This window comes from Streptomyces thermospinosisporus (assembly GCF_039526425.1).
GTDB classification, from domain to species: Bacteria; Actinomycetota; Actinomycetes; order Streptomycetales; family Streptomycetaceae; genus Streptomyces; species Streptomyces thermocarboxydovorans.
Map to the genome: position 1 here is coordinate 33,941 of NZ_BAAAIZ010000020.1, position 21,872 is coordinate 55,812.

Genomic DNA, 21,872 nt, shown 5'->3' on the forward strand with positions numbered 1-21,872 from the left:
CTTCCGGCGCCGCCGCTGCCCTGTCCTCGCTGTGCCGTGTCCGGTGGGCCCGTTGCCGTCCCACTGCGAGACGTGTATGGATCCCCGGGCTCCCGGTGCCAGCCCCGATTGCGGCAACTTGTGCGTCGAACCCGGTACTTGCCCCGCTCGCCATATGAGGCTTCATGACCGGAACCCGATGACCCCGAACCCCGGCCGGGCGGCCGCCAGCCGCATCCACCCGAGACACTGCATCACGGCCTCCACCACCTCCGGCTCGAGCGGCGGCGCCTCTCCCGACGCATCCACGGCCCGCTTGGTCTCCTCGAACTGCTCCAGCGCCCGCGCGATGCCCCGCGGCGTCCATTCACCGCACCCCGGCACGTCGGTGTACGGCAGCGGCGCCGGCAGATCCGCATAGCTGAACTCCTCCACGGACACCGCCGTCACCCCCAGCGCCGCGAGTCCCTCGTCCACGATCGACAGCCAGCTGCCCCGGTGCGGAGTGAAGCAGGAGTTGTCCAGGAAGGAACCGGTCAGCGAGCACAGCCGCTTGTACGCGTAGCCGTACTGGAAGGCATGCTCCTTCTTCTCGCTGAACGGCCCCCCGTTGACGACCGCGCACAGCGCCTCGTACGCCGTCGGGGCCCCGTCGGCGATCAGACGACCGAAGTACTCGTCGTCCCGCTCCAGTTCGTCCCCGAAGTTGCTGCGTATGACCTCCAGCAACTGCTCGTCACGGGAACCGACGAGTGCCCGGGTGGCGGCGACATCCAGCAGGTAGACGCTCAGCGAAGAACTCATACGGCCCACCGTAGGGGTGGGGACTGACAGCGCCCGTCGCCTTCCCAAGAGGCGTGACATGCACGCCAGTTGTGGCGGCTCGTGGACGTCGACACGCCGGACTGCCGGGTGGACGAAGTGTCGTCTGCCACGGTGCGTTCGTGAACAACAGTGTGATCTCCCGCGTATAGGGCTCCGATCGCGCCAACTCGCCTGTCCCGCATTGCGTTTGCAACCGAGCGTGCGACAGGATGTTCGAGATCATGAGGCGCAGGTGACGCACGGGGGTGAAGCATGAAGTTCGACATGGGGGCGACGACCCTGTCGAATCTCGGGAAGAGCACGGTCGGTTCGGTCGACGATCTGGGCACGCTGATCCGATGGCTGATCCAGGCGGCAGAGCCGCTCGAAGGGAAGTTCAACGGGGCGGGCAAGGCGGCGTTCGACCGGTTCAAGCTGCATGCGGACGAGATCACCAGCGACCTGAACAGCTCTCTCCACGCGATCCTGGGCGGCCAGGTGGGCATGGACACCGCATTCGGCACCGGTGATCAGGAGCTGGAGACCAACGCCCACCAGAACATGGGCGCGGCGAACTTCGACGCGGCCCGCTTCGGCGCGCGCTGACACCGGCCATAACGCTTCTGCGTTCAACGTAAATGTTTTCAAGGGGGAATCCGGTATGGGTCAGAACCTGGACCGCCGCTCATACGACACCGCCGCCTCGGGTGAGGTGCAGATCAGTCTGCAGGGAGTCATCGGCCAGCTCGAGCGCGTCCTGACCGATCGCGACCGCGCCGTGAAGGCGGCGATGGCCGACTTCACCGCCGACGGTGTCGCCGACGAGTACCACGGCAAGGAGAAGCGCTGGCACCGTGCGGCCGGCGAGGTGCGGGAGATCATCCGGCTCGTCCGCACCACGATGGAGCAGAACGACGGGACCGCGCAGACGACGCTGGCCAGGGCGCGCGCGGCGGTGGACAACATCGGCTGAGGCGTGCCCGCCGGGGGCGCAGCACAGCCAGAACAACGGGGAATTCGAGGACTGACGCATGCCGGGATGGGACGTGTCCCCGTCCGGGGTCGGAATCGTGGTCTCTCATGTGGGGGACGTGATGAAGGTCCTGGACGAAATTGTTCAGGCGTACGGGAAGGACCTGCAGGGCGCGGCCACCGCGGCGGGGACCCTTGCACCGGGTGGTGCCCAGGGGGAGCACAAGGGGCAGGGCGGGATCGTGGCCGCCGCGCTCGCCGAGTTCATGGTGGGCACCGCAGACGAACTCCAGTTCATCGGAACGCGGGTGAGCCGGTCCGTCAACGGTGCGGTGGAGGCCACCGCCGCGTACCAGCGGGGCGATCTGGAGATGGCGGCCGAGCTGCAGCACCGGGCGGCCGGTGTCGAGAGGCCCGACATGCCCGATGGCTGGAAGGCGGGCAGGCTGTGATCAAGCCCGAAGCGATACCGCAGTTCACGGGTGATCTCAGTCAGCTCGATCAGCACACGGACGCGCTGATGACGGAGGCGGACGGCATCCGGCAGGCGGGCGGAGAGGCGCATCGGCAGTTCCAGGGACTGGCGGCCTTCTACAAGGCACCGGAGGCGGAACAGCTCTTCGCCTCGACCAAGCCGGCCAGCGATGCGGCCGACGCCTTCGCCGACAAGGTCGACAAGGTGGCGGACGCGCTGCGGACGTACGCCACCGAGGTCGCTCCGATCATCAAGAAGCTGAAGCAGCTGCAGGTCGATGCTGCGACGTTCGTCGCGGGCCTGAAGACCGAGAACGGTGAGTTCGACGAGAACTGGAACAAGGACGAGGCGAAGGTCGAAGAGCATCAGGCCCTGCTGCACGAGGTGAATGCCGCCCAGGCCGAGTTCACGGCAGCGGAGATCGCCTGTGCCAACAAGATCAGTGCGCTGGTCGGTGGCAGGCAGTACCGGATGATCACCGGCGACAGGCAGATCAAATGGTTCCATGAGAAGTTCTACGGCTACAGCGCCGAAGTGCTGGACCAAGCCGAAGAACTGCCCTGGGGCACGCCCGTCACCGAACGCCACGACTGGTGGGATCCCGAGGACTTGGGCTACTACGCCAAGAGTTTTGTCTGGGACGGGTTCATCGTCGACGGAGTGTGGGGGACGGTCGAGGGGATCGGCACGCTCGTCGGTTTCAACGGGTCCCATCAGGCGAAGCAGGCATGGGAGGGGATCTTCCGGGCCCTCATCGGCACGGAGGTCTACCTCATGGAGGCCGGCGGCCAGAAGCCCAGCGGGGTCCTGGGGACCAAGTACGCGCAGGAAAGCAAGCTCTACGCCAAGGAGTTCGGCAAGAGCCTGGTGGCGTGGGACATGTGGGAGGAGAACCCTGCTCGCGCCACCGGCACGGTTGTCTTCAATCTGCTCACCCTGGGTGTGGGACCGCTCAAGGCCGCCTCCGCCGGCCGGGCGGGAACAGCGGCCCGAGCAGCGGCGGCAGCCGCCAAGGTGGGCGAGGTGGTCGACCCGATCGGTGCCGCGTTCAAGGTGACCGGCGCCGCGGTGCCGCGGATCGCACAGGTCACGCAGAGCCTGCGCGGCATGAACACGATCCCGGAGGTCCGCACCCCGACCAGCGTCCTGCAATTCACCGACGACACGGGACGTTCCGTTCTCGTCATCGAGAACGGCGAGTTCGTCGTCATGAAGGACGGCAAGGTCGTCACGGACGCGCCTGTGAGGGAACGTTCCGTCACCCTGCAGGAGGGGCAGTTGGGGCGCACGCCTGTCCGCGACGAGGAGCTCGTGCCGGTCGGGGCAGCTTCGCGGACCACGGAGGCCACGGCTCGTGCAGGAGTTGATGGCGGGCCCTCTGGCGAGGGGGACTCCACCGCGGCGGGCGGCAGCCGAAGTGAGCGTCCGGGTCACGCAGCGGCGGCGGCGCCCGTGGGCGAGGGTGCTGCTCGCGCCAGTGCCTCACAGTCAGGCGGTGGCGGCGGTGAAGCTGCCGGCGTGGGTGGCCGTGGAGGCACCGGTTCCCATGGGTCGGGTGCGGCCGGCGACGGTGCCATCGCCGCCGGCGGGGACGATGGCGGTCGCGTGGGTGCCGGCATTCCGACCAGTCGGCAAGACATCAAGCGGCCCAGCTTCATGCGTGAGGGGCCAAATCCTTATGGGCCCCCTGGTTCGCTGACCCGGGAGCAGATCGAGGAAATTCAAGTGTACCGGGCGAATCACGAGCCTGGGTATCGCGAGAAATACTACAGGAAGAATGGAACGCGTCTGGACCTGGAGCGCCATGACGAGAGCGGGTACACGCCGCCTCAGCTCACTCAGCTGCCGGACGACGCTCCATGGATTCGCGCCAAGGATGCTCCTGAGCCGCCAGAACCGCATTACCTTGACGCTGATTTCGTCCGCGTGGGTGCGGACACTGTGACGGACGCGGACAGGCTCCGAGTTCTTCAAGAAGCAGCCTGGGAACGTCATGCGGCCGTCCGGTACGACAAGGTCGTCGAGAACTGGAAAGAGCAGACAGGTGCTGCTCATGAGCTGCACGGGTCCATCGACACAGCCGCACAGTGGGGAGAGGCTAGAGGGGCGTACAAAGAATCCCATACCGCTATGGGGGAAGCCGCCAGGGAGTTCGGCGAAAAGGCGGCGGAATATCACTACATAGCTGTAAATTATCCAGGCTTCGAGAAACAGCCGCTGCTGGGGCCGAAGAATGGTAATGACCAGTTTGATCAGGTGTGGAAGCATGACGACGGAAGGATAGTCGTCATTGAAGCCAAAAGTAGCTCTGGGACCGACCTCGGCAGGCGGACTCTTTCGAACGGTAAGCAGGTGTCTCAGGGAAGCAAGGAGTACTTTGAGGACATCCTTGCGGCCATGGAAAAACGAGGTGAAAGAGACCTCGTGGATGCCATCGAGGACGCTCTGCATGCGGGAAAGCTGGAGTACGTGCTCGTCAAGGGGGAGAGAGACGCGGGCACATACAATGGCTATAGGTATCGACGGTTCGACATCAGCAGGGGGACCCTTCCGTGACTGTGCAGATCTCCCGGCATGGGCTCCCGACAGACGTCGATGCAGGGCGGCTCAGCGAGCGAGTGGCCAGAAGAGTCGACCGACTTGAAGAGTCCGCAGGAATGATCGGCTTCGCCTTCAACACCGCCGTCATGGCCCTGCGTGCTCACTGCGTCACTGACCCGCGAGCAGCCAAGGCGGAAACCTGGGACGCCGCGGTCAACGCGATGCAGCTGGGCACGGCTCTGTTTGCCGTGACTAGTGCGAACGAAGGCGTCGTCGAGTGCCGTATCAACTACAAGATCCGGAGCCTCCCAGCAGTCGGTCCGCTTCCGGCGGCCGATGCGGGCAACTGGCTTACCGCTTTCTGGTTGGCAGTCATCTGCCGCGAGCCGCAGCGCATGACTCAGCTGTGTGAGATCCCACTTGAGCAGCTGCGATCGACCGAGGGGCAGTACGACGAGTACATCTACCATTGGGTTGACACACTGCAGACGTACTGGCTGAGGCGTCCTGGTCTGGTGGAAAAGCTGACCGAGACGCTCCAGACCTCGCACCCGTCAGTGGCACGCATCGCACCGCGTGATCTGCTCGACGGTGTGCTTTATCCGCCGATCAATCTCTTCTACCACCTCGTACGCAACGACCGGGAAGGCTTCTCTCCCGCGTTGGTCGAGGCTTTGAAGCTGCATCAGGCGTACTGGACTCTGAACGAGAAGCGGGCGGCAGACATCGACGGAAGCATTGCCCTCGGTCCGCTGGCGATCGCTTGCTGGGCCTACGACGGTGGGTTTCCCATCGATGTCGAGTCGGATTACCTCCCCAAGCACCTTCTCCAGCGCGACTGGGTCGGCGAGTTCCCCACATGACCGCGCAGGACTACGACAACCAGCTTCTCGAATCCGTGGCCGTGCGGCGGCGGAGGTTGCGGGATGCGCTGCTCTTCGGGCCGCTGCGGCAGCGAAGGACGTTCGACGAGCGGTTGGGGAAGCTGTTCGCCGGCATCGTGATCGCCGCGGTGGCGTGTGCCGGGTGCGTCGGGTGGTCCTTCATCTCGCATCGGGTGATGAAGGAAGGGCCCTACGCATCCCCCACGGGACCGCAGTCCGTGCCGTCCGCCTCGCCGTCCAGCAGCCCAACTTCCCGATGATAGGTTCGAATACGTGATAGCCGCGGGGTCCCTGAGCCGTTCTGTGACCGGTGGTGGCCGTACGGCGCTCAGTCGCGTCACTCTGGTCGGTGAGCGGCGTCGCGTCGATCTCGTGCTTCCCTCGCGAGAGCCGATCGGGGTCCTGCTGCCCGAGATCATGCGGTTGCTGGACGACCGGGTGGGGGACCGTCCCCGGTCCCGGCACCTCGTCGCCCCGGACGGTTCCGCCCTCGCGCACGACAGCACGCTCGAGTCGGCCGGTGTCTCCGACGGCGCCGTGCTGCGACTGGTGCGCGTCGAAGAGGCACCTTCCGCGCCCGTCGTCCATGACGTCAGTGAGGAGACGGCCGACGATCTCGCCGTGCGCAACTGGCGCTGGGGGCCTGCCACCAGGCGGGTGGTCGCGGCCGGCGCGACCGTGTTCTGGGCGCTGGCTGCCGGGATGCTCGCCCGGGACCACTTCGAGATGGCGGCCGTGGCGGGTGCGCTGGCCGTGGCCGCCGTCGCGTGTGCGCTGGCGGGTGTGCTGTGCGGGCGGCTGGAGAAGACCGGGCTCGCGGCCACCGGCCTCTTCACCTCCGGCGCGCTCGGTGTGCTCGGCGCGTGGACCGCGGCCGACGCCCACGACTTCTCCGCTGCCGTGCGTCTCGCCGCCGTCGGTGCCGCCGTGGTCGTCCCGTTGCTGCTCGCCGCCTGGTGCACGCCGTTGGGTCGTGCCGGGCTGATCGGTGCGGGAACTCTCGCCGGGTGTCTGATCGTGTGGGAGGTGGTGATCGGAGTCCAGGGCGGGGCCACCACCGAGGTGCAGCAGACCCGCGTCGGGGCGCTGCTCGCCGGCCTCTCCGTCGTGCTCCTCGGCGTGCTGCCACGGCTGGCGATGACCGTGTCGGGGCTGACCGGCCTGGACGACCGGCGCACGGGCGGTGCGTCGGTGAGCCGCTACGCGGTGGGCACCGCACTCGCCGTCACCCATCGGGGCCTGGTCCTGGCCACTGTCACGCTAGGCGTCTCCGCCGCCGCCGCCGGAGTGCTCGCTCTGCGCACGGCCACCGCCTGGACGGTGCCGCTGGGTGTCGTCCTGCTGCTCGTGCTCGCGCTGCGCGCCCGGGCCTTCCCGCTCACCGCCGAGGTCGTCGTCCTCCTCGGAGCCTCCGCCGTCGTCCTGCTGCGGCTCGTCGTCGTCTGGCTCGAGCATGCCGCGACGGCCGCCGCCCCCGTGGCGCTGCTCGCCGCGCTTGCCGTGCTGCCGCTCGTCGTCCTCGCCGTCGAACCCGCCGAACATGTGCGGGTACGGCTGCGCAAGGTGGGGGACGTGCTGGAGTCGGCGGCCGTGATCTCCCTGTTCCCGCTGGTGATCGGCGTCTTCGGGGTGTACGGGCGGCTGCTCGGCACCTTCGCGTAGGTGCGAGTGCGAGGGGGATGGGATGACCGGGGCCGGTGACTGGCAGCAGGACCTGCTGCGTGAACTGGTCGGGGACCAGCAGGCGGCTGATGCGCCCCGATCCGATGCCGAGCCCGCGCCTGCCCCCGTGGAGCAGCCGCGGGTCCCCGCCGCGCCGGTGCTCCGTCAACCGGGCGAGCCCCGCAAACCCGTGGCGCCGCCGGAGAGCCTCCCCATCATCGACCCCCGCCTCGCCATCGCCCTCGGCCGCCCCCAGCACGGCGACACCGTCGCGCGCCGTGCCGGTGCCGGGCTGCGCCGGCTCACCGCCTCTGCCGGACAGGAGGTCGCCGAACAGACCCGGCTGGCACAGGAGTTGCAGCAGCCGGTGACGACCGGTCGCGTCGTGGCCGTCACCTCGATTCGCGGAGGGGCCGGCAAGTCCACCGTGTCCGCGCTGCTCGGACGCACGCTCAACCACTACCGGCACGATCCCGTTCTCACCCTGGAGGCCGATGCGGCCCTGGGCACCCTTCCGGTGCGGATGGGGGCCGAGACGGTGCGCTGGTCCTGCGCCGACCTCGCCCGGATCCTCACGCCGAGCATGCAACTCACCGACGTCACCGGATATCTGGTGCCCGTCGCCGACGGCGGCTGGCTGCTGCCCGCGAGCCAGGGACGAGTGGGCGCACCCCTGGACGTGCCCACCTACCGGACCGTGACCCTCGCACTGCGGCGGTACTTCGCGGTCACCGTCGTGGACTGCGAGACCCTGCCCGGCGAAGTGGCGCGTACGGCGATGGACACCGCCCACGCCCGGGTCGTCGTCGCCCCCAGGACCGCGGAAGGTGTGCACGGTACGAGGCAAGTGCTCGACTGGCTGGCTCAGTTGCCGCACTCCGCGCTGGCCACGACCGTTGTCGCCCTCAGCGCCAACACGCCCGACGCCACGCTCGACGCCAAGGCCGCGGCAGCCCATCTGCGCGAACCCGGTGTACCCGTCGTCGCCCTGCCCTACGACCGTCATCTCGCCCAGGGAGGCCCCATCCACACCGACTTGCTGGCCCGGAGCACGCGGGACGCGGCCGTACGCCTCGCGGCCGAGGCGATGCGGCGGGCGGTGAGAGTGCGATGACCCAGCAGGTGATCCATCGGCCGGCACGCTCCACCCGGCCGCTCACCGCCACGGAGACGCGCACGATAGAGCCTCCGCCCAACCTGCCCGAGGGCAAGGTCGGCAGCGCGGTCACCGCGCTTCTGCCGATGGCCGGCGTCGTCAGCTCCGTGGTCCTCATGACGGTGATCCGCAACAGCCGGTTCGCGATCATCGGCGCCGTGGTGCTGGTCGCCGCGCTCTTCGGTGCCCTGACGCTGTTCCTGTCCCAGCGCGGCAAGGCGCAACGCACCCGGCGTGTGCAGCGGGAGCGGTATCTGGAGTACCTGGAGGAACTGCGCGAGGAACTCACCGGCGCCGAGCGGGACCGGCGCCGCCGGGCCCGCGAGCTGAACCCGCCGCCCGAGGCCCTGTACGACCTCCTCCGGGACCCGGCCCGGCTGTGGGAGCGGCGGCGGCCGGACCCCGACTTCCTGTGCGTACGGGCCGGCACCGGGGACGTGCCCGCCCAGGAACTGCTGATCGGACAGAACAGCTCCGGGGGAGTGCTCACCCCGCCGGACCCGTTCATGCTGAACGAAGCCCGGGCTCTGCAGCGCCGCTTCGCCACCGTCACGGACTTTCCCCTCACCGTGCCGCTGGACCGCGCCGGCAACGTCAGCGTCGTCGGGGACCGTGCCGGTGTGCTTCGCGTAGCGCGAGCTCTGCTGACGCAGACCGCCGTGACGCACGCCCCGGACGACGTGGCCATCGCTGTGGCCACCGCCGACGAGGCCGAGTGGTCCTGGGCGAAGTGGCTGCCCCATGTTCTCGACGCGCACGCCTACGACGGTCCCGTTCCGGCCCGCCGTATCGTTCCCGGCCTTCCGCAACTGGCCCGTCTGTGTGAGCAGGACCTGCGGCAGCGCGCGGCGTACGCCGCGGAGGTCCGCCGCGGCCTGGCGGGGCCGGAGGCGTCACGGCTCACCGGCCGGCTCCTGGTCGTCAGTGACCGCTTCGGCGAGAACGCATCGGAGCTGCCGCTCCCGGACGCGGCGATCGGGCCCGCGGCGATGGGCGTCACCGTGCTGCATCTGCTCGAGCAGCAGGTGCACGAGCCCGACCAGGTCTCGGTGCGGATCACCGTCGACGGCGACCGGATCACCGTCGACGATCTGCGGGCTGCGGACACCCCGCCGGCGCACGGAACGGCCGACGCCGTCACCGCCGCCGGAGCCGAGGGCATCGCCCGCCTGCTCGCCCCGCTGCGCCTGTCCGCCGAGTCCGCGGCCGACGGTGCCCCCGTGTCCGGACCGGTCGACTTTCCCGCGCTCCTCGGCATCGAGGACCCTGCCGCGCTCGACCTCACCCGCCTGTGGGCGCCGCGCGGCGAGCGCGACTTCCTGCGCGTCCCCATCGGACTCACCGACCGGCACGAGCCGGTGCTGCTCGACCTGAAGGAGTCGGCCCAGCTCGGCATGGGCCCGCACGGGCTGTGCGTCGGTGCCACCGGATCCGGCAAGAGCGAACTGCTGCGCACCCTGGTCCTCGCCCTCGCCGCCACCCACTCGCCGGAGGATCTGGCGCTGGTTCTGGTCGACTACAAGGGCGGCGCCACCTTCGCGCCGTTCGCCGGACTCCCGCACGTGGCAGGCGTGATCACCAACCTGGAGAATCAGGCCGGTCTCGTCGAACGCGTCCACTCCAGCCTCGCCGGTGAGGTCAAGCGCCGCCAGCAGGTCCTCAAGGACGCGGGGAACGTCGCCGACATCGGCCACTACGCCACCCTGCGGGCCACGGACCGCCCCGATCTGGAGCCCCTGCCGCACCTGTTCGTGGTCATCGACGAGTTCGGCGAGCTCATCACCGCCAAACCGGACTTCATCGACCTGTTCCTGTCCATCGGCCGCATCGGCCGGTCGATCGGCGTCCACCTGCTGCTGTCCAGCCAGCGCATCGAGGGCGGCAAACTCAAGGGCCTGGACACGTATCTGTCGTACCGGCTGGGCCTGCGCACCTTCTCCGCCGACGAGTCCCGCACGGTCCTCGACACCACCGACGCCTTCCATCTGCCGCCGCTTCCGGGCTTCGGCTATCTGAAGGTCGACACCTCGACGTACGAGCGCTTCAAGGCCGGCTATGTCTCCGGCGCGTACCGTGGCCCGAGTCTGCGCGACGACTCGGCCGACGAGCCGTCCGTCCTGCCGTATCCGGCGTACAGCGCCCCCGAGGATCCGGCGGCTTCCGAAGAGGAACCCGTGGTCGCCGTACGTGAGACGGGGCCCACGGTGCTGTCCGTCATGGTCGACCAGCTGGCCGTCGCGGCTCCGCCGGCGCGCCGCATCTGGCTTCCCCCGCTGCCCGACGCCACGACTCTCGATCAGGTGGCCGGTCCCCTGCGGGCAGGACCCCGGGGGCTGCGTCTCGACCGCGCGGAGGGCGGTCTGCGGGTTCCGCTCGGCACCCTCGACGATCCGGCTCGCCAGTGGCAGGAGCCCTGGCTGCTCGACCTGACCGTGGCCGGCGGTCACATCGCCGTCATCGGCGGCCCGCAGTCCGGCAAGACGACCCTGCTGCGCACCCTCACGCTCTCCCTGGCGCTCACCCACACGCCGCACGACATCGCCGTCTACGGCCTCGATCTGGCTGGTGGCGGCCTGGCCGCGCTGGCCGAACTGCCGCACGTCGGCGGGATCGCGGGACGCGCGGACCATGAGCGCGCCGCCCGTACGGTCGCCGAGGTGCGCGCCCTGCTGGCCCGGCGCGAGGAACTGTTCCGCGAGCACGGCATCGACTCCGTGGACCGGTTCCGCCGGCTGCGCGCCCAAGGAGAGCTGCCCGAGGCGGGCTCGACCGACGTCGTCCTGCTCGTCGACGGATTCGGTGCCCTGCGCGACGAGTTCGCCGATCTCGACGACCCGATCGCCGATCTCCTCAAGCGCGGCGGCGGCTACGGCATCCACGTCGTGGCGGGCATGCTGCGCTGGAACGACGTCCGCATCGCCACCCAGTCGATGTTCGGCACCCGCATCGAGCTCCGCCTCAACGACCCCGCCGACTCCACCGTCGACCGCAAACTGTCCGAGACCCTGGACGCCGGCACACCGGGCCGGGCTCTGACGGACGGCAAGCTGTTCGCGCAGGTCGCGCTCCCCCGCATCGACTCCCGGGCCAGGACGGACGATGCCGGCCCGGCCCTGGAACGCGCCGCCCGCACTGTGCGCGCCGCCTGGCACGGTGAGGTCGCCGCGCCCGTACGGGTGTTGCCCACCCGGCTGCCCCTCACCAAGCTGCCGACACCTGCAGCCGTGCCCGGGGCCGTACCGATCGGCGTGGACCAGGACCATCTCGCACCCGTGCTGCTCGACCTGTTCGGCACCGACCAGCATCTGCTGATCCTCGGCGACAACGAATGCGGCAAGACCAACCTGCTCCAGCTGATCGCCGCACAGCTCGTCCGGAGGTACTCCGACAAGGAACTCGTCTTCGGCGTGTTCGACCCCCGGCGCGGTCTGCGCGGCGCGGTCCCCGAGCCCTACCGCGGCGGCTACGCCCACAACGCCAAGCTCGCCGCCGCCCTGTCCACCGGCATCGCCGCCGAACTGGAGAAGCGCATCCCGGAGACCGCCGACCCGGACGCCCCACCGAGCGCGGAACCCTCCTTCGAGGGGCCCCGCATCGTCATCCTGGTCGACGACTACGACATCCTCACCACTGCGGGCCGGCAGCCGCTGTCGCCCTTCCTGCCGTACGTCTCCTCCGCCCAGGACATCGGCTTGCACTTCGTCGTCGCCCGCCGTGCCGCCGGCGCGTCCCGCGCGCTGTACGAGCCGCTGCTGACCACGCTGCGCGAGACGGGGACGGCGGCGCTCGTCATGACCGGCGACCGCACCGAGGGGCAGCTGTTTCCCGGCCTGTACGCCACCCAGCAGCCTCCGGGACGCGGCACCCTGGTCCGCCGCGGCCGCCCCCACCAGCTCATCCAGACCGCGCTGGCCACGGAGGAGGCCCCGTGACCAAGGACGTCATCGCGCTCACACCGAAGATGCCGGACCTGCCCACTCTGCTGGCCGGGCTCTACGCGGGCGGACCCGATCTCGGGATCAGCACCCTGGCCGACGGCGCGGTCGTGCAGCTCTGCGCCCCCGACGGCCGTCCGCTGGTGTCCGTCGAGACACCCGTCCTGGTCCAGGTCCCCGGCGAGACCGAGCGTCTGCTCGGCGCCACCGGGCACGACGGGCCCGTGTGGTGGACCGAGGCCCGCGCCTCCACCGCCGTCGCCGAAGCGGGACGGCTCGCGGGTTCCTTCGCCGGGCGTCTGGCCGCCGTGCTCGACGGCGCGGTCTGGCCGCCGGAGGCCGCCACCACCGAGGTCGTGCCCCTCACGACCGGCATCTCGGCGGTTCCCGTGCCCGCCACGGGGACGCCCGCCGTCGACGTCCTCACCTCCGCCGCGGCCGTGGTCATCCAGGAGCGGCCCCTGGTCCCCATGACCACCTGGCTCTCCGACGCCCTGCGCCTGGCGACCGAGAGCGACCGTGCCCTGCAGATCGTCACCCCGCCCACCGCCCGCCTCACCCTGGCCACGCGCACGGCCCTGCAAGGCGTACCGAACCGCTGGGTGGTCCAGGACCCGGAGCACGGCTACTACGACGGCCTGTCCGGCGCCGTACTTCACTGGAAGGACGGATCCTTCTCGCCCGTACGGGACGAACGCGGCAGGACCACGGTCGCGCAGGCGTTCACCCCTGCTCCCGACACCGGTGACCGGCAGTTCGTCCTCACCCTGCGGACCTGCCACGCGCCCGATGTGGATCTCGTGCTCGGCCGCGCGCTCGAAGCGGTGTTCCGCCGGCTGACCGGTGCGGAGCCCGCCGGGTGGAGCACGGCAGAACCCGTCAACCTCCCCTGGTCGACCCGTGAGCTGACCGACCTGGCCCGTGCCCGCGCGCCTCGCCCGACATGGCTGATCGCCGTGGGGCGGCCCGACCGTCCGGCCCTGGCCACTGTGAGGGTGCTGCGGACGACCGCGGGCGTCGAGGAGGACATCACCGTCACCTTCGGCTACGACGCCGACGAGAGCGTGCCGCTCGAGCGGATCGAGCAGCTGGCGGCCGAGCTGCACGCCGAGCACGGGCTGGTCAGCCTGCTGACCTGTCAGCGGTCCGCCCGCCGCGACCTCACGGTCCCCGCCCGCCTCGAACCACCGCCGGTCCCCGCCACGTTCAGCGTCGCCGACGCGGACGAGGCGGTACGCCACCACCGGCTGGGCGACGGAACGGACCCCGGTGCGTGGGCCCGCTTGCGCGAGCTGATGAGCGCGCGGGGCGAACAGCGGCCCGCCGGATGACTACGGCGTCTCCGCCGGAGGCGGGGCAGGCGCCCCCGGGAGGCGGATGGTGGCGATGGTGCCGCCGTCGGGGGCCGGGGTCAGGGTGACCTCGCCGCCTGCCTGGCGGACGGTGCGGGCGACGATGGACAGGCCGAGGCCGGAGCCGGGGAGGGCGCGGGCGCTGGGGGAGCGCCAGAAGCGGTCGAAGACGTGCGGGAGTTCGTCGGCGGGAATGCCGGGGCCGTGGTCGCGGACCGTGAGGACGCCGTCGGCGAGGCGGACGTCGATGGTGCCGCCCTCGGGGCTGAACTTCACCGCGTTGTCGAGGATGTTGACCACGGCGCGCTCCAGCGCGGCGGGCTCGGCGCGGACGTACCAGGGGTTCAGGTCCGCGGTGATGGTCAGTTCGGGGCCGCGCAGCCGGGCGCGGCCGATGGCGGAGTCGACGACGTCCTGCCAGGCGACGATCTGGGTGCGGGGGGAGTGCTGGCCCACGTCGGGGCGGGAGAGTTCCTGCAAGTCGCCGATGAGGGCGGCGAGTTCGGTCATCTGCGCCTTGACGGAGGCGAGCAGCGCCTTGCGGTCGGCCGCGGGGAGGGGGCGGCCGGTCTCCTCGCTGCGGGTGAGGAGTTCGATGTTGGTGCGCAGCGAGGTCAGCGGGGTGCGCAGCTCGTGGCCGGCGTCGGCGATCAGCTGCTGCTGCAGGTCGCGGGAGCTGGCGAGGGCGGAGGTCATGGAGTTGAAGGAGCGGGAGAGGCGGGCGATCTCGTCCTCCGACTCGTCCTCCACGGGGATGCGGATGTCGAGGTCCTCGGTGCGGGCCACGTGCTCCACCGCCTCGGTGAGCTTGTCGACGGGGCGGAGTCCGGCGCGGGCCACGGCGAGGCCGGCGGCGGACGAGCCGAGCACGCCGACCCCGGAGACCAGGAGCAGCAGCAGGGCCAGCTCGTTGAGGGTAGAGCGGGTGCTGTCGAGCGGGACGGCGATGAGCAGGGCGAGGTCGTCGGCGGTGTAGCGGCCGGCGTCCGGGTCCTCCACGGACAGCGCCGTGGTGAGGACCCGCACCCGGTTGCCCTCGCTGTCGGTGCCGTTGCGGATGGAGCCCTCGCCGGTCACCGGGTCGCGGGCCACGGCCCGGTCGTCGTCCGTCACCTTCACCAGCGCCGCCGAGTTGCCGATCAGGCAGGCCCTGCCGTCGGCGTACACGATCTGGGCGTAGCCGTTGACGCGGGCGCCGAAGGGGAGGCTCTCCGACGGGGACTGAGGGCAGGCGTCGAGGGTGGTGCGCACCTGGCTGACCGGCAGGGCCCGCGGCACCGACGCCTGAAGGTCCTCGTCCAGCTCCCCGTACAGCTTGCCCTGCACGATGAACCAGCAGGTCACCGAGACCGCCGCCACCGCGAACGCCACCGCCGCCGCCACCAGCAGCGCCAGCCGCGCCCGGATCGGCAGCGTGCGGAACCGGCGTACGAGCCTGCTCACTCCGTGCCGCCCTGCCGCAGGACATAGCCCACGCCCCGGACCGTGTGCACCAGGCGCGGCTCGCCGCCCGCCTCGGTCTTGCGGCGCAGGTACATCACATACACGTCGAGGGAGTTGGAGGACGGCTCGAAGTCGAAGCCCCAGACCGCCTTGAGGATCTGCTCCCGGGTGAGCACCTGGCGCGGGTGCGCCATGAACATCTCCAGCAGGCTGAACTCGGTGCGGGTCAGCTCCACCTGCCTGTCGCCCCGGGTCACCTCCCGCGTCGCCAGGTTCATGCGCAGGTCGGCGAAGGTCAGCACATCACCGGTGTCGGCCGAGGCGGCCACCGCGGCCGCGTACGAGCTGCGGCGCAGCAGCGCCCGGATCCGGGCGAACAGCTCGTCCAGCTCGAACGGCTTGACCAGGTAGTCGTCGGCGCCCGCGTCCAGCCCGGTCACCCGGTCCCCGACCGTGTCCCGGGCGGTCAGCATCAGGATGGGCGTGGTGTCGCCGGAGCCCCGGATGCGGCGGGCGGCGGTCAGGCCGTCCATGCGCGGCATCTGGATGTCGAGGACCACCAGGTCGGGCCGGTACGCCGCCGCCTTCTCCAGGGCGTCCGCGCCGTCCACGGCGACCTCCGTGTCGTACCCCTCGAAGGCCAGGCTGCGCTGGAGCGCCTCGCGGACCGCCGGCTCGTCGTCGACGATCAGGATGCGCTGGGGGGCACGGTCGCCTTCCGTGGCGGCGGACGGAGCGGACGACAGGGGGCTCATGGCTCGGGTTCCTCGCTCGTAGGACGACGTTCCAAAGGTGCCAGACTCGAGGTCTTCAGCCTCGCACGAGCCTCGCACGCGGGGGTGCGGGGCCGCCTCGGCGGTGGGCTCCCGGCCCGCGACGCCTTCTGCCGACGCCTTCTGCCGAGGCCTTGTGCCGAGGCCTTCTGCGTGGCCTTCTGCGAGGGCTTCTGCGATCTCTTCGGTCCCTCAGTCCGTGACCTCAGTCCATCGCGCCCGCGCGCAGCTTCGCCAGGTCCGCCTTCACCGTGTTGATCGGGATGGCGAAGCCCAGGCCCACGCTGCCCGCGGCGGAGGAGTCCACGCCCTTCGCCGAGTACATCGCCGAGTTGATCCCGATGATGTTGCCGTTCATGTCGATCAGCGCGCCGCCGGAGTTGCCGGGGTTGAGGGACGCGTCGGTCTGGATGGCCTTGTAGGTCGTCGTGGACCGGCCGGTGTCGCCGTTGAACTCCCGGCCGCCGAACTCGAACGGCCAGCCGTCGCCCTGCTGCCACTGCTGCTGCCCCTGGCTGTCGTCCTTGGACACGGTGACGTCCCGGTCGATGGCGGAGACGATGCCGCTGGTCACGGTGCCGGTCAGACCCTCCGGCGAGCCGATCGCCACGACCTGGTCGCCGACCTGCACGCCGTCGGAGTTGCCGAGGGTCGCCGCCTGCAGACCCGAGGCGTCCTTCAGCTTGATCAGCGCGAGGTCCTTGGAGCTGTCGGTGCCGACGACCTCCGCCTCGTAGGTCTTGCCGTCGCTGGTGCGCACCTGGATCGAGGAGGCGCCGGCGATCACATGGTTGTTGGTGACGATCTCGCCGTCGCCGGTGATGATCACGCCGGAGCCGGTGGAGGTGCCCGCGTCCGTCGCGGCCTTGATCTCGACGATGCTCGGGCTGACCGCCTTGGCCACGCCGGCCACGGTGCCCTTCTGGCTCGACGGCACCACATGGGTGCTGGTGGAGCTGGAGGCGACGGTGTCGGTGCCGGTGAGCTCCTGGATGCCGTAGGCGGTACCCCCGCCGACGGCCGCCGCGACGACCGCCACGGCGGCGAGCAGGGAGACCGGACCGCGGGCGCGCTTCCGGCGCGGCCGCACGGGCTGACCGGACGGTCCGGGCTCACCTGGATGATCGAACTGACCTGTCCGGCCGGGCGGGAACGCCGGAGGCGGCGGCCACTCGGGGTTCACGGGACTGCCGGTGTTCACGGGACTGCCGGGATGCACAGGAGAGGAGTAGTCCGTCATGGCACTGAGCGTCGCGCCCGACGATGAGAGCAGTCTGAGGACGACTTGAGAAGTGCGACAGAAGGGCGTATGTCCGATGTAAAGACGCGCCTTCGATTCCCAGGGCGCGCCTTCGACATGGGCCGTCGCCGAGGTCAGCCGCAGTCCGGTACCGGGCTCAGCCGCAGCCGCAGTCCGGTACCGGGCTCAGCCGCAGCCGCAGTCCGGTACCGGGCTCAGCCGCAGCCGCAGTCCGGTACCGGGCTCAGCCGCAGCCGCAGTCCGGTACCGGGATCAGCCGCAGCCGCAGTCCCGTACCGGGATCAGCCGCAGCCGCAGTCCCGTACCGAGATCAGCCGCAGCCGCAGTCCCGTACCGAGATCAGCCGCAGCCGCAGGACCGGCGCACCACCAGCCGGGACGGGAACACCTTCAGCCGCTCCCGACGCGCCCCGGCCACCCGCAGACCGTCGTCGAGCACCAGGTCGACCGCCGCACGGGCCATCGCCGAGCGGTCGGAGGCCACCGTCGTCAGCGGCGGGTCGGTGAGCGCCGCCTCCTTGATGTCGTCGAAGCCGGCCACGGCGAGCTCACCGGGCACGTCGATGCGCAGCTCGCGCGCCGCGCGCAGCAGGCCGATCGCCTGGTCATCGGTGGAGCAGAAGATCGCGGGCGGCCGCCGCGGGCCGGAGAGGATCTCCAGGCCGACCTCGTAGGCGTCGTACCGGTTGTAGGGGGCCTCGAAGAGCCGGCCCTCGGTGGAGACGCCGGCCTCCTCCATGGCGCGCCGCCAGCCCTCGACGTGGTCGGAGACCGGGTCGCCGACGGCGGGGGTGTCCGCGGTGCCGCCGACACAGGCGACGTACTCGTAGCCGTGCTCCAGCAGGTGGCGTACGGCGAGCTGGGCGCCGCCGAGGTCGTCGGTGACGACGGCGACGTCGTCGATGGCCTCGGGGCGCTCGTGCAGCAGCACGACCCGGGCGTCCCAGGCGTCGATCTCCGCGGCGGCCAGGTCGTTGAGCGCGTGGCTGACCAGGATCAGACCGGAGACGCGCATCCCGAGGAAGGCGCGCAGATAGTGGACCTCGCGCTCGCCGATGTAGTCGGAGTTGCCGACGAGCACCATCTTCCCGCGCTCGGACGCCGCCTGCTCGACCGCGTGCGCCATCTCCCCGAAGAAGGGCTGGCGCGCGTCCGGCACGATCAGGCCTATGAGGTCCGTCCGGCGCGACGCCATCGCCTGCGCGACGCGGTCGGGCCGGTACCCCAGCTCCTTGATCGCGGCGAGCACGCGCTCCCGCGTGGCCGGGGCGACCGGCCGGGGTCCGTTGTTGATGACGTAGCTGACGACGGCGGTGGAAGTACCCGCCAGCCGCGCCACGTCATCCCTAGTCACCTTGGCCACGCGCGGAGTCTACGCGGATATACCCGTTCTGGGCAGGGCGTACGGGAGGTTATGTGCGGCACGCTTCCTCGCTCACGCCTTGGTGTGCACCGGGGCGGCGCCCGCGGCGGACGCGGCGCCCGAGTCCGCGTTGCCGCGGTTCCCGGGGTTCCCGGCGTTCCCGGTCTTCTCGCGCTCGGCCGCGGCCTTGGCCTCCTCGGCGGCGCGCTCGACCTTCTCCGGGGCGACGAACCGGTACCCGACGTTGCGCACGGTGCCGATCAGCGACTCGTGCTCGGGGCCGAGCTTGGCGCGCAGCCGCCGTACGTGCACGTCGACGGTGCGGGTGCCGCCGAAGTAGTCGTAGCCCCACACCTCCTGCAGCAGCTGGGCGCGGGTGAAGACCCGGCCGGGGTGCTGGGCCAGGTACTTGAGCAGTTCGAACTCCTTGAAGGTCAGGTCGAGGACCCTGCCCTTGAGCTTGGCGGAGTAGGTCGCCTCGTCCACCGAGAGATCGCCGTTGCGGATCTCCATGGGGGAGTCGTCGTTGCCGATCTGCTGGCGGCCCATGGCCAGCCGCAGGCGCGCCTCCACCTCGGCGGGGCCGGCGGTGTCGAGGAGGACGTCGTCGATGCCCCAGTCCGCGGTGACGGCGGCCAGGCCGCCCTCGGTCACGACGAGGATGAGGGGGCAGCCGGGTCCGGTGGAGCGCAGCAGCTGGCACAGGCTGCGCACCTGGGGGAGGTCGCGGCGGCCGTCGATGAGGATGACGTCCGCGCCGGGGGTGTCGACGAGGGCCGGGCCCTCCGCGGGGGCCACCCGTACGTTGTGCAGCAGCAGGCCGAGGGCGGGGAGCACCTCCGTCGACGGCTGGAGGGCGTTGGTCAGGAGCAGAAGTGAGCTCATCGCGTCTCACCCGCTCGGGTCGTCCTATGGTGGTGCACGGTTCGCTCGCCCATAACGTCTGGTCCTCCTCGGTCCCTTCCAGGACGTTTGCGGCACTGCTGCGTGCGATCGAGGCCCGAGTCGTACACGTCGTATACAACGCTCCGAAAGCACAAAAGGACCCGGGGGCTTCGCTGCCCGAGTCCTCTTCGCACGAGAATAGCCGACATGAGCACCGATCGGGCAGGTCATGTGGCGCGTTCCACCCATCGTCCGCATGCTGAGACGTCGGGCGGATCCCTGACCGGGGCGCCCGTCCGTACGTTTCTGCGGACGGCGGACGGTGTGTCGATCGACGCCCGGTACGAGCCCGGAGCCGGCGCTCGTGACCTGGCGTTCGTCGTCGCCCACGGGTTCACCGGGGACGCGGACCGGCCGCACGTGCGCCGGGTGGCGCGGGCCCTCGCGCGGCACGGGGCCGTGGCGACGTTCTCCTTCCGCGGGCACGGGGCCTCGGGCGGGCTGTCCACCGTCGGGGACCGCGAGGTGCTGGACCTGGCGGCGGTGGTCGCCTGGGTGCGGGAGCTGGGGCACAGCCGCGTGGCCACGGTCGGGTTCTCCATGGGCGGCTCGGTGGTGCTGCGGCACGCGGCGCTGGACGGCGGCCCGGACGCCGTGGTCTCGGTGAGCGCGCCCGCGCGCTGGTTCTACCGGGGGACCGCCCCGATGCGGCGGCTGCACTGGCTGGTGACCCGTCCGGCCGGGCGGCTGGTGGGCCGGTACGGGCTGCGCACCCGCATCCACCGGCGCCGGTGGGACCCGGTGCCGCTGTCCCCGGTGGAGGCCGTGCCCAGGATCGCGCCCACGCCGCTGCTGATCGTGCACGGCGAGCGCGACGGCTACTTCCCGCTGGACCACCCCCGGATGCTGGCCGAGGCGGCGGGTGACCACGGTGAACTGTGGCTGGAGCCGGAGATGGGGCACGCCGAGAACGCGGCGCCCGAGGAACTGCTGCACCGGATCGGGCACTGGGCGGCCGGCCGGGCGGGCTAGCCTGACGGTGTTCACCGTCAAGGGATTGGGACCAGCAGATGGCAAAGGTCACGGTGCGGTACTGGGCCGCAGCCAAGGCCGCGGCCGGGGTGGCCGAGGAGCCGTACGAGGCGGCTACGCTCGCCGAGGCGCTCGACGCGGTGCGCGAACGGCATCCGGGCGAGCTGACGCGTGTGCTGCAGCGGTGCTCGTTCCTCATCGACGGTGACCCCGCGGGGCAGCGCCCGCACGAGACGGTACGGCTGGCCGAGGGCGGCACGGTCGAGGTGCTCCCGCCGTTCGCGGGAGGGTGAGCGGAGCGATGACGAACCAGCCGTACGAGGGACAGCGGTACGACGGGCAGCCCTACCAGAGCCAGGGTCAGGGCCAGAGCTACCAGGGGCAGGCTCACCCGGGACACTCCTACCCGGCGCAGCCCTCCCAGGGCCACGGCTCATGGCAGGGGCAGGGGCAGGCTCAAGGGCAGAGCGCCTGGCCGGGGTACGACGACCCCGGGGCCGAGCAGGGGCACACCCAGCAGTGGCAGGGGCAGACCTGGGAGACGTCCGTCCAGCCGCCGGTTCCGGCCGCCGCCGCGGAGGAGACCGCGTATCTGCCGCCGCAGGACCCGGCACGGCCCGGGCCGATGCCCGCGCCCGGCGGGGCGGCGTTCCCGCCCCCCGGTGGCGCTCCCGCACCGGCCGCCGCGGCAGCCCCGGCCGCCACGGCTCCGGCTCCGGGGGCTCCGGCTCCCGCTGCCGTGGGCGCCGTGCCCGAGTACGGTCCCGCGACGCTCGCCGGGAACCCCCGGATCACCGACGCCCAGCGGGCCCGCGCCGAGGGGCGCTCGCCGATCATCGAGCCCGGGATGCAGCCGGCACTGCTGACCGCCGCCCTGGGCCTGCTGCTGGCCGGGGGCGCGGCGCTCGGCACGTTGGCGCTGCTGGTGCCCCTGGTGATCCTCCAGGGCGTCACGGCCGCGGGCTGGTTCCGGCTGAACGGCATGTGGCCGGCCCGGCAGGGCATCGCCCTCGGGTTCCTCGGCGCCCTGGTGGCGGACGTGGCCCTGCTGGCCACGGACCGGTCGCCCGCCGCGATCCTGGGCACGCTCGGGGTCTGGGTGCTGCTGTCGCTGGTGCTCCAGCTGAGGTCGCACGCGGACCCGGACGAGCGGATGTACGGGCTGACGGCCACGGTCGCGGCGGCGGCGCTGGCGATCGTGGCGTCCGGGTACCTCGCGGCGGACACGGCAGCGGTGACGGCCGGGGCGGGCGCGGTGGCGGTGGCCGTCGTGGCGCGGGCCCTGCCGCTGCCGGCGGCGGCCCGGGTGCTGGCCGCATTGGCGTCGGCGGCGGGCGCGGCGGCGCTGGTCGCGGC

The 21,872-nt window shown here is 71.1% G+C and carries 19 protein-coding genes; 13 read left to right on the forward strand and 6 right to left on the reverse strand.

All coding sequences use genetic code 11. From position 1 onward, the window contains the following. Positions 1–162: 162 nt before the first annotated feature. Positions 163–783, reverse strand: coding sequence for a DUF7691 family protein (locus tag ABD207_RS08705; protein ID WP_344011361.1), 621 nt, complete (start codon positions 781–783; stop codon positions 163–165). Positions 784–1,056: 273 nt separating this feature from the next. On the opposite strand from ABD207_RS08705, the gene ABD207_RS08710 reads away from it, so the two are divergent. From ABD207_RS08710 to ABD207_RS08755, 10 genes are all read left to right on the forward strand, one after another. Further along, the gene (locus tag ABD207_RS08710) at positions 1,057–1,389 is read left to right on the forward strand and encodes a hypothetical protein (protein WP_167997486.1); all 333 of its coding nucleotides are present in this window, start codon (positions 1,057–1,059) and stop codon (positions 1,387–1,389) included. 55 nt (positions 1,390–1,444) lie between these two features. Next, positions 1,445–1,756, forward strand: coding sequence for a pore-forming ESAT-6 family protein (locus tag ABD207_RS08715; protein ID WP_167997485.1), 312 nt, complete (start codon positions 1,445–1,447; stop codon positions 1,754–1,756). A 58-nt stretch (positions 1,757–1,814) separates the two neighbouring features. After that, complete coding sequence (locus ABD207_RS08720; protein ID WP_344011362.1) at positions 1,815–2,207, forward strand: DUF6507 family protein; 393 nt, start codon at positions 1,815–1,817, stop codon at positions 2,205–2,207. Beyond that, complete coding sequence (locus ABD207_RS08725; protein WP_344011364.1) at positions 2,204–4,786, forward strand: hypothetical protein; 2,583 nt, start codon at positions 2,204–2,206, stop codon at positions 4,784–4,786. Before ABD207_RS08720 ends, ABD207_RS08725 begins: the two co-directional genes overlap by 4 nt. Continuing rightward, the gene (locus ABD207_RS08730) at positions 4,783–5,634 is read left to right on the forward strand and encodes an immunity 49 family protein (RefSeq protein ID WP_425580655.1); all 852 of its coding nucleotides are present in this window, start codon (positions 4,783–4,785) and stop codon (positions 5,632–5,634) included. Before ABD207_RS08725 ends, ABD207_RS08730 begins: the two co-directional genes overlap by 4 nt. Then, positions 5,631–5,915, forward strand: coding sequence for a hypothetical protein (locus ABD207_RS08735; RefSeq protein WP_167997482.1), 285 nt, complete (start codon positions 5,631–5,633; stop codon positions 5,913–5,915). Before ABD207_RS08730 ends, ABD207_RS08735 begins: the two co-directional genes overlap by 4 nt. 112 nt (positions 5,916–6,027) lie before the next feature. Next, positions 6,028–7,317, forward strand: coding sequence for an EsaB/YukD family protein (locus ABD207_RS08740; RefSeq protein WP_425580656.1), 1,290 nt, complete (start codon positions 6,028–6,030; stop codon positions 7,315–7,317). Between the two features lie 22 nt (positions 7,318–7,339). Further along, positions 7,340–8,431: a CpaE/TadZ family protein gene (locus ABD207_RS08745; RefSeq protein WP_167997480.1), complete on the forward strand. Its 1,092-nt coding sequence runs from the start codon at positions 7,340–7,342 to the stop codon at positions 8,429–8,431. Then, positions 8,428–12,405: a type VII secretion protein EccCb gene (gene eccCb / locus ABD207_RS08750; protein ID WP_344011369.1), complete on the forward strand. Its 3,978-nt coding sequence runs from the start codon at positions 8,428–8,430 to the stop codon at positions 12,403–12,405. The genes ABD207_RS08745 and eccCb overlap by 4 nt, the downstream gene beginning before the upstream one ends. Next, complete coding sequence (locus ABD207_RS08755) at positions 12,402–13,739, forward strand: DUF6177 family protein (RefSeq protein ID WP_344011370.1); 1,338 nt, start codon at positions 12,402–12,404, stop codon at positions 13,737–13,739. The genes eccCb and ABD207_RS08755 overlap by 4 nt, the downstream gene beginning before the upstream one ends. Here the strand turns inward: ABD207_RS08755 and ABD207_RS08760 are convergent, their stop codons facing one another. The 5 genes from ABD207_RS08760 to ABD207_RS08780 form a co-directional block, all read right to left on the reverse strand. Then, a complete protein-coding gene (locus tag ABD207_RS08760; protein WP_344011372.1) occupies positions 13,740–15,203 on the reverse strand; it encodes a sensor histidine kinase in 1,464 nt (487 codons plus the stop codon). Then, positions 15,200–15,958 carry a response regulator transcription factor gene (locus ABD207_RS08765; RefSeq protein WP_344011374.1) on the reverse strand — a complete coding sequence of 253 codons (759 nt, stop codon included), beginning with the start codon at positions 15,956–15,958 and terminating at the stop codon, positions 15,200–15,202. Before ABD207_RS08765 ends, ABD207_RS08760 begins: the two co-directional genes overlap by 4 nt. A gap of 223 nt (positions 15,959–16,181) precedes the next feature. After that, the gene (locus tag ABD207_RS08770) at positions 16,182–17,216 is read right to left on the reverse strand and encodes a S1C family serine protease (RefSeq protein ID WP_344011375.1); all 1,035 of its coding nucleotides are present in this window, start codon (positions 17,214–17,216) and stop codon (positions 16,182–16,184) included. A gap of 360 nt (positions 17,217–17,576) precedes the next feature. After that, complete coding sequence (locus tag ABD207_RS08775; RefSeq protein ID WP_344011377.1) at positions 17,577–18,599, reverse strand: LacI family DNA-binding transcriptional regulator; 1,023 nt, start codon at positions 18,597–18,599, stop codon at positions 17,577–17,579. A 72-nt stretch (positions 18,600–18,671) separates the two neighbouring features. Further along, a complete protein-coding gene (locus ABD207_RS08780) occupies positions 18,672–19,484 on the reverse strand; it encodes a response regulator transcription factor (protein ID WP_344011378.1) in 813 nt (270 codons plus the stop codon). Between the two features lie 207 nt (positions 19,485–19,691). Between ABD207_RS08780 and ABD207_RS08785 the strand changes: the two genes are divergently transcribed. The 3 genes from ABD207_RS08785 to ABD207_RS08795 all read left to right on the forward strand — a co-directional run. Further along, on the forward strand, positions 19,692–20,516 hold the full coding sequence (locus ABD207_RS08785) for an alpha/beta hydrolase (RefSeq protein WP_344011379.1): 825 nt from the start codon (positions 19,692–19,694) through the stop codon (positions 20,514–20,516). Positions 20,517–20,554: 38 nt separating this feature from the next. Further along, complete coding sequence (locus ABD207_RS08790) at positions 20,555–20,809, forward strand: MoaD/ThiS family protein (protein ID WP_344003831.1); 255 nt, start codon at positions 20,555–20,557, stop codon at positions 20,807–20,809. 8 nt (positions 20,810–20,817) lie between these two features. Then, positions 20,818–21,872 (forward strand): hypothetical protein (locus ABD207_RS08795; protein ID WP_344011380.1); only part of this gene is annotated, 1,055 nt, incomplete at its 3' end.

Excerpts from the sequence above, each read along its gene's own strand:
- ABD207_RS08705 (WP_344011361.1), bottom strand. The coding sequence starts at position 783 with ATGAGTTCTTCGCTGAGCGTCTACCTGCTGGATGTCGCCGCCACCCGG.
- ABD207_RS08710 (WP_167997486.1), top strand. The coding sequence starts at position 1,057 with ATGAAGTTCGACATGGGGGCGACGACCCTGTCGAATCTCGGGAAGAGC.
- ABD207_RS08715 (WP_167997485.1), top strand. The coding sequence starts at position 1,445 with ATGGGTCAGAACCTGGACCGCCGCTCATACGACACCGCCGCCTCGGGT.
- ABD207_RS08720 (WP_344011362.1), top strand. The coding sequence starts at position 1,815 with ATGCCGGGATGGGACGTGTCCCCGTCCGGGGTCGGAATCGTGGTCTCT.
- ABD207_RS08735 (WP_167997482.1), top strand. The coding sequence starts at position 5,631 with ATGACCGCGCAGGACTACGACAACCAGCTTCTCGAATCCGTGGCCGTG.
- ABD207_RS08745 (WP_167997480.1), top strand. The coding sequence starts at position 7,340 with ATGACCGGGGCCGGTGACTGGCAGCAGGACCTGCTGCGTGAACTGGTC.
- eccCb (WP_344011369.1), top strand. The coding sequence starts at position 8,428 with ATGACCCAGCAGGTGATCCATCGGCCGGCACGCTCCACCCGGCCGCTC.
- ABD207_RS08765 (WP_344011374.1), bottom strand. The coding sequence starts at position 15,958 with ATGAGCCCCCTGTCGTCCGCTCCGTCCGCCGCCACGGAAGGCGACCGT.
- ABD207_RS08770 (WP_344011375.1), bottom strand. The coding sequence starts at position 17,216 with ATGACGGACTACTCCTCTCCTGTGCATCCCGGCAGTCCCGTGAACACC.
- ABD207_RS08780 (WP_344011378.1), bottom strand. The coding sequence starts at position 19,484 with ATGAGCTCACTTCTGCTCCTGACCAACGCCCTCCAGCCGTCGACGGAG.
- ABD207_RS08785 (WP_344011379.1), top strand. The coding sequence starts at position 19,692 with ATGAGCACCGATCGGGCAGGTCATGTGGCGCGTTCCACCCATCGTCCG.
- ABD207_RS08790 (WP_344003831.1), top strand. The coding sequence starts at position 20,555 with ATGGCAAAGGTCACGGTGCGGTACTGGGCCGCAGCCAAGGCCGCGGCC.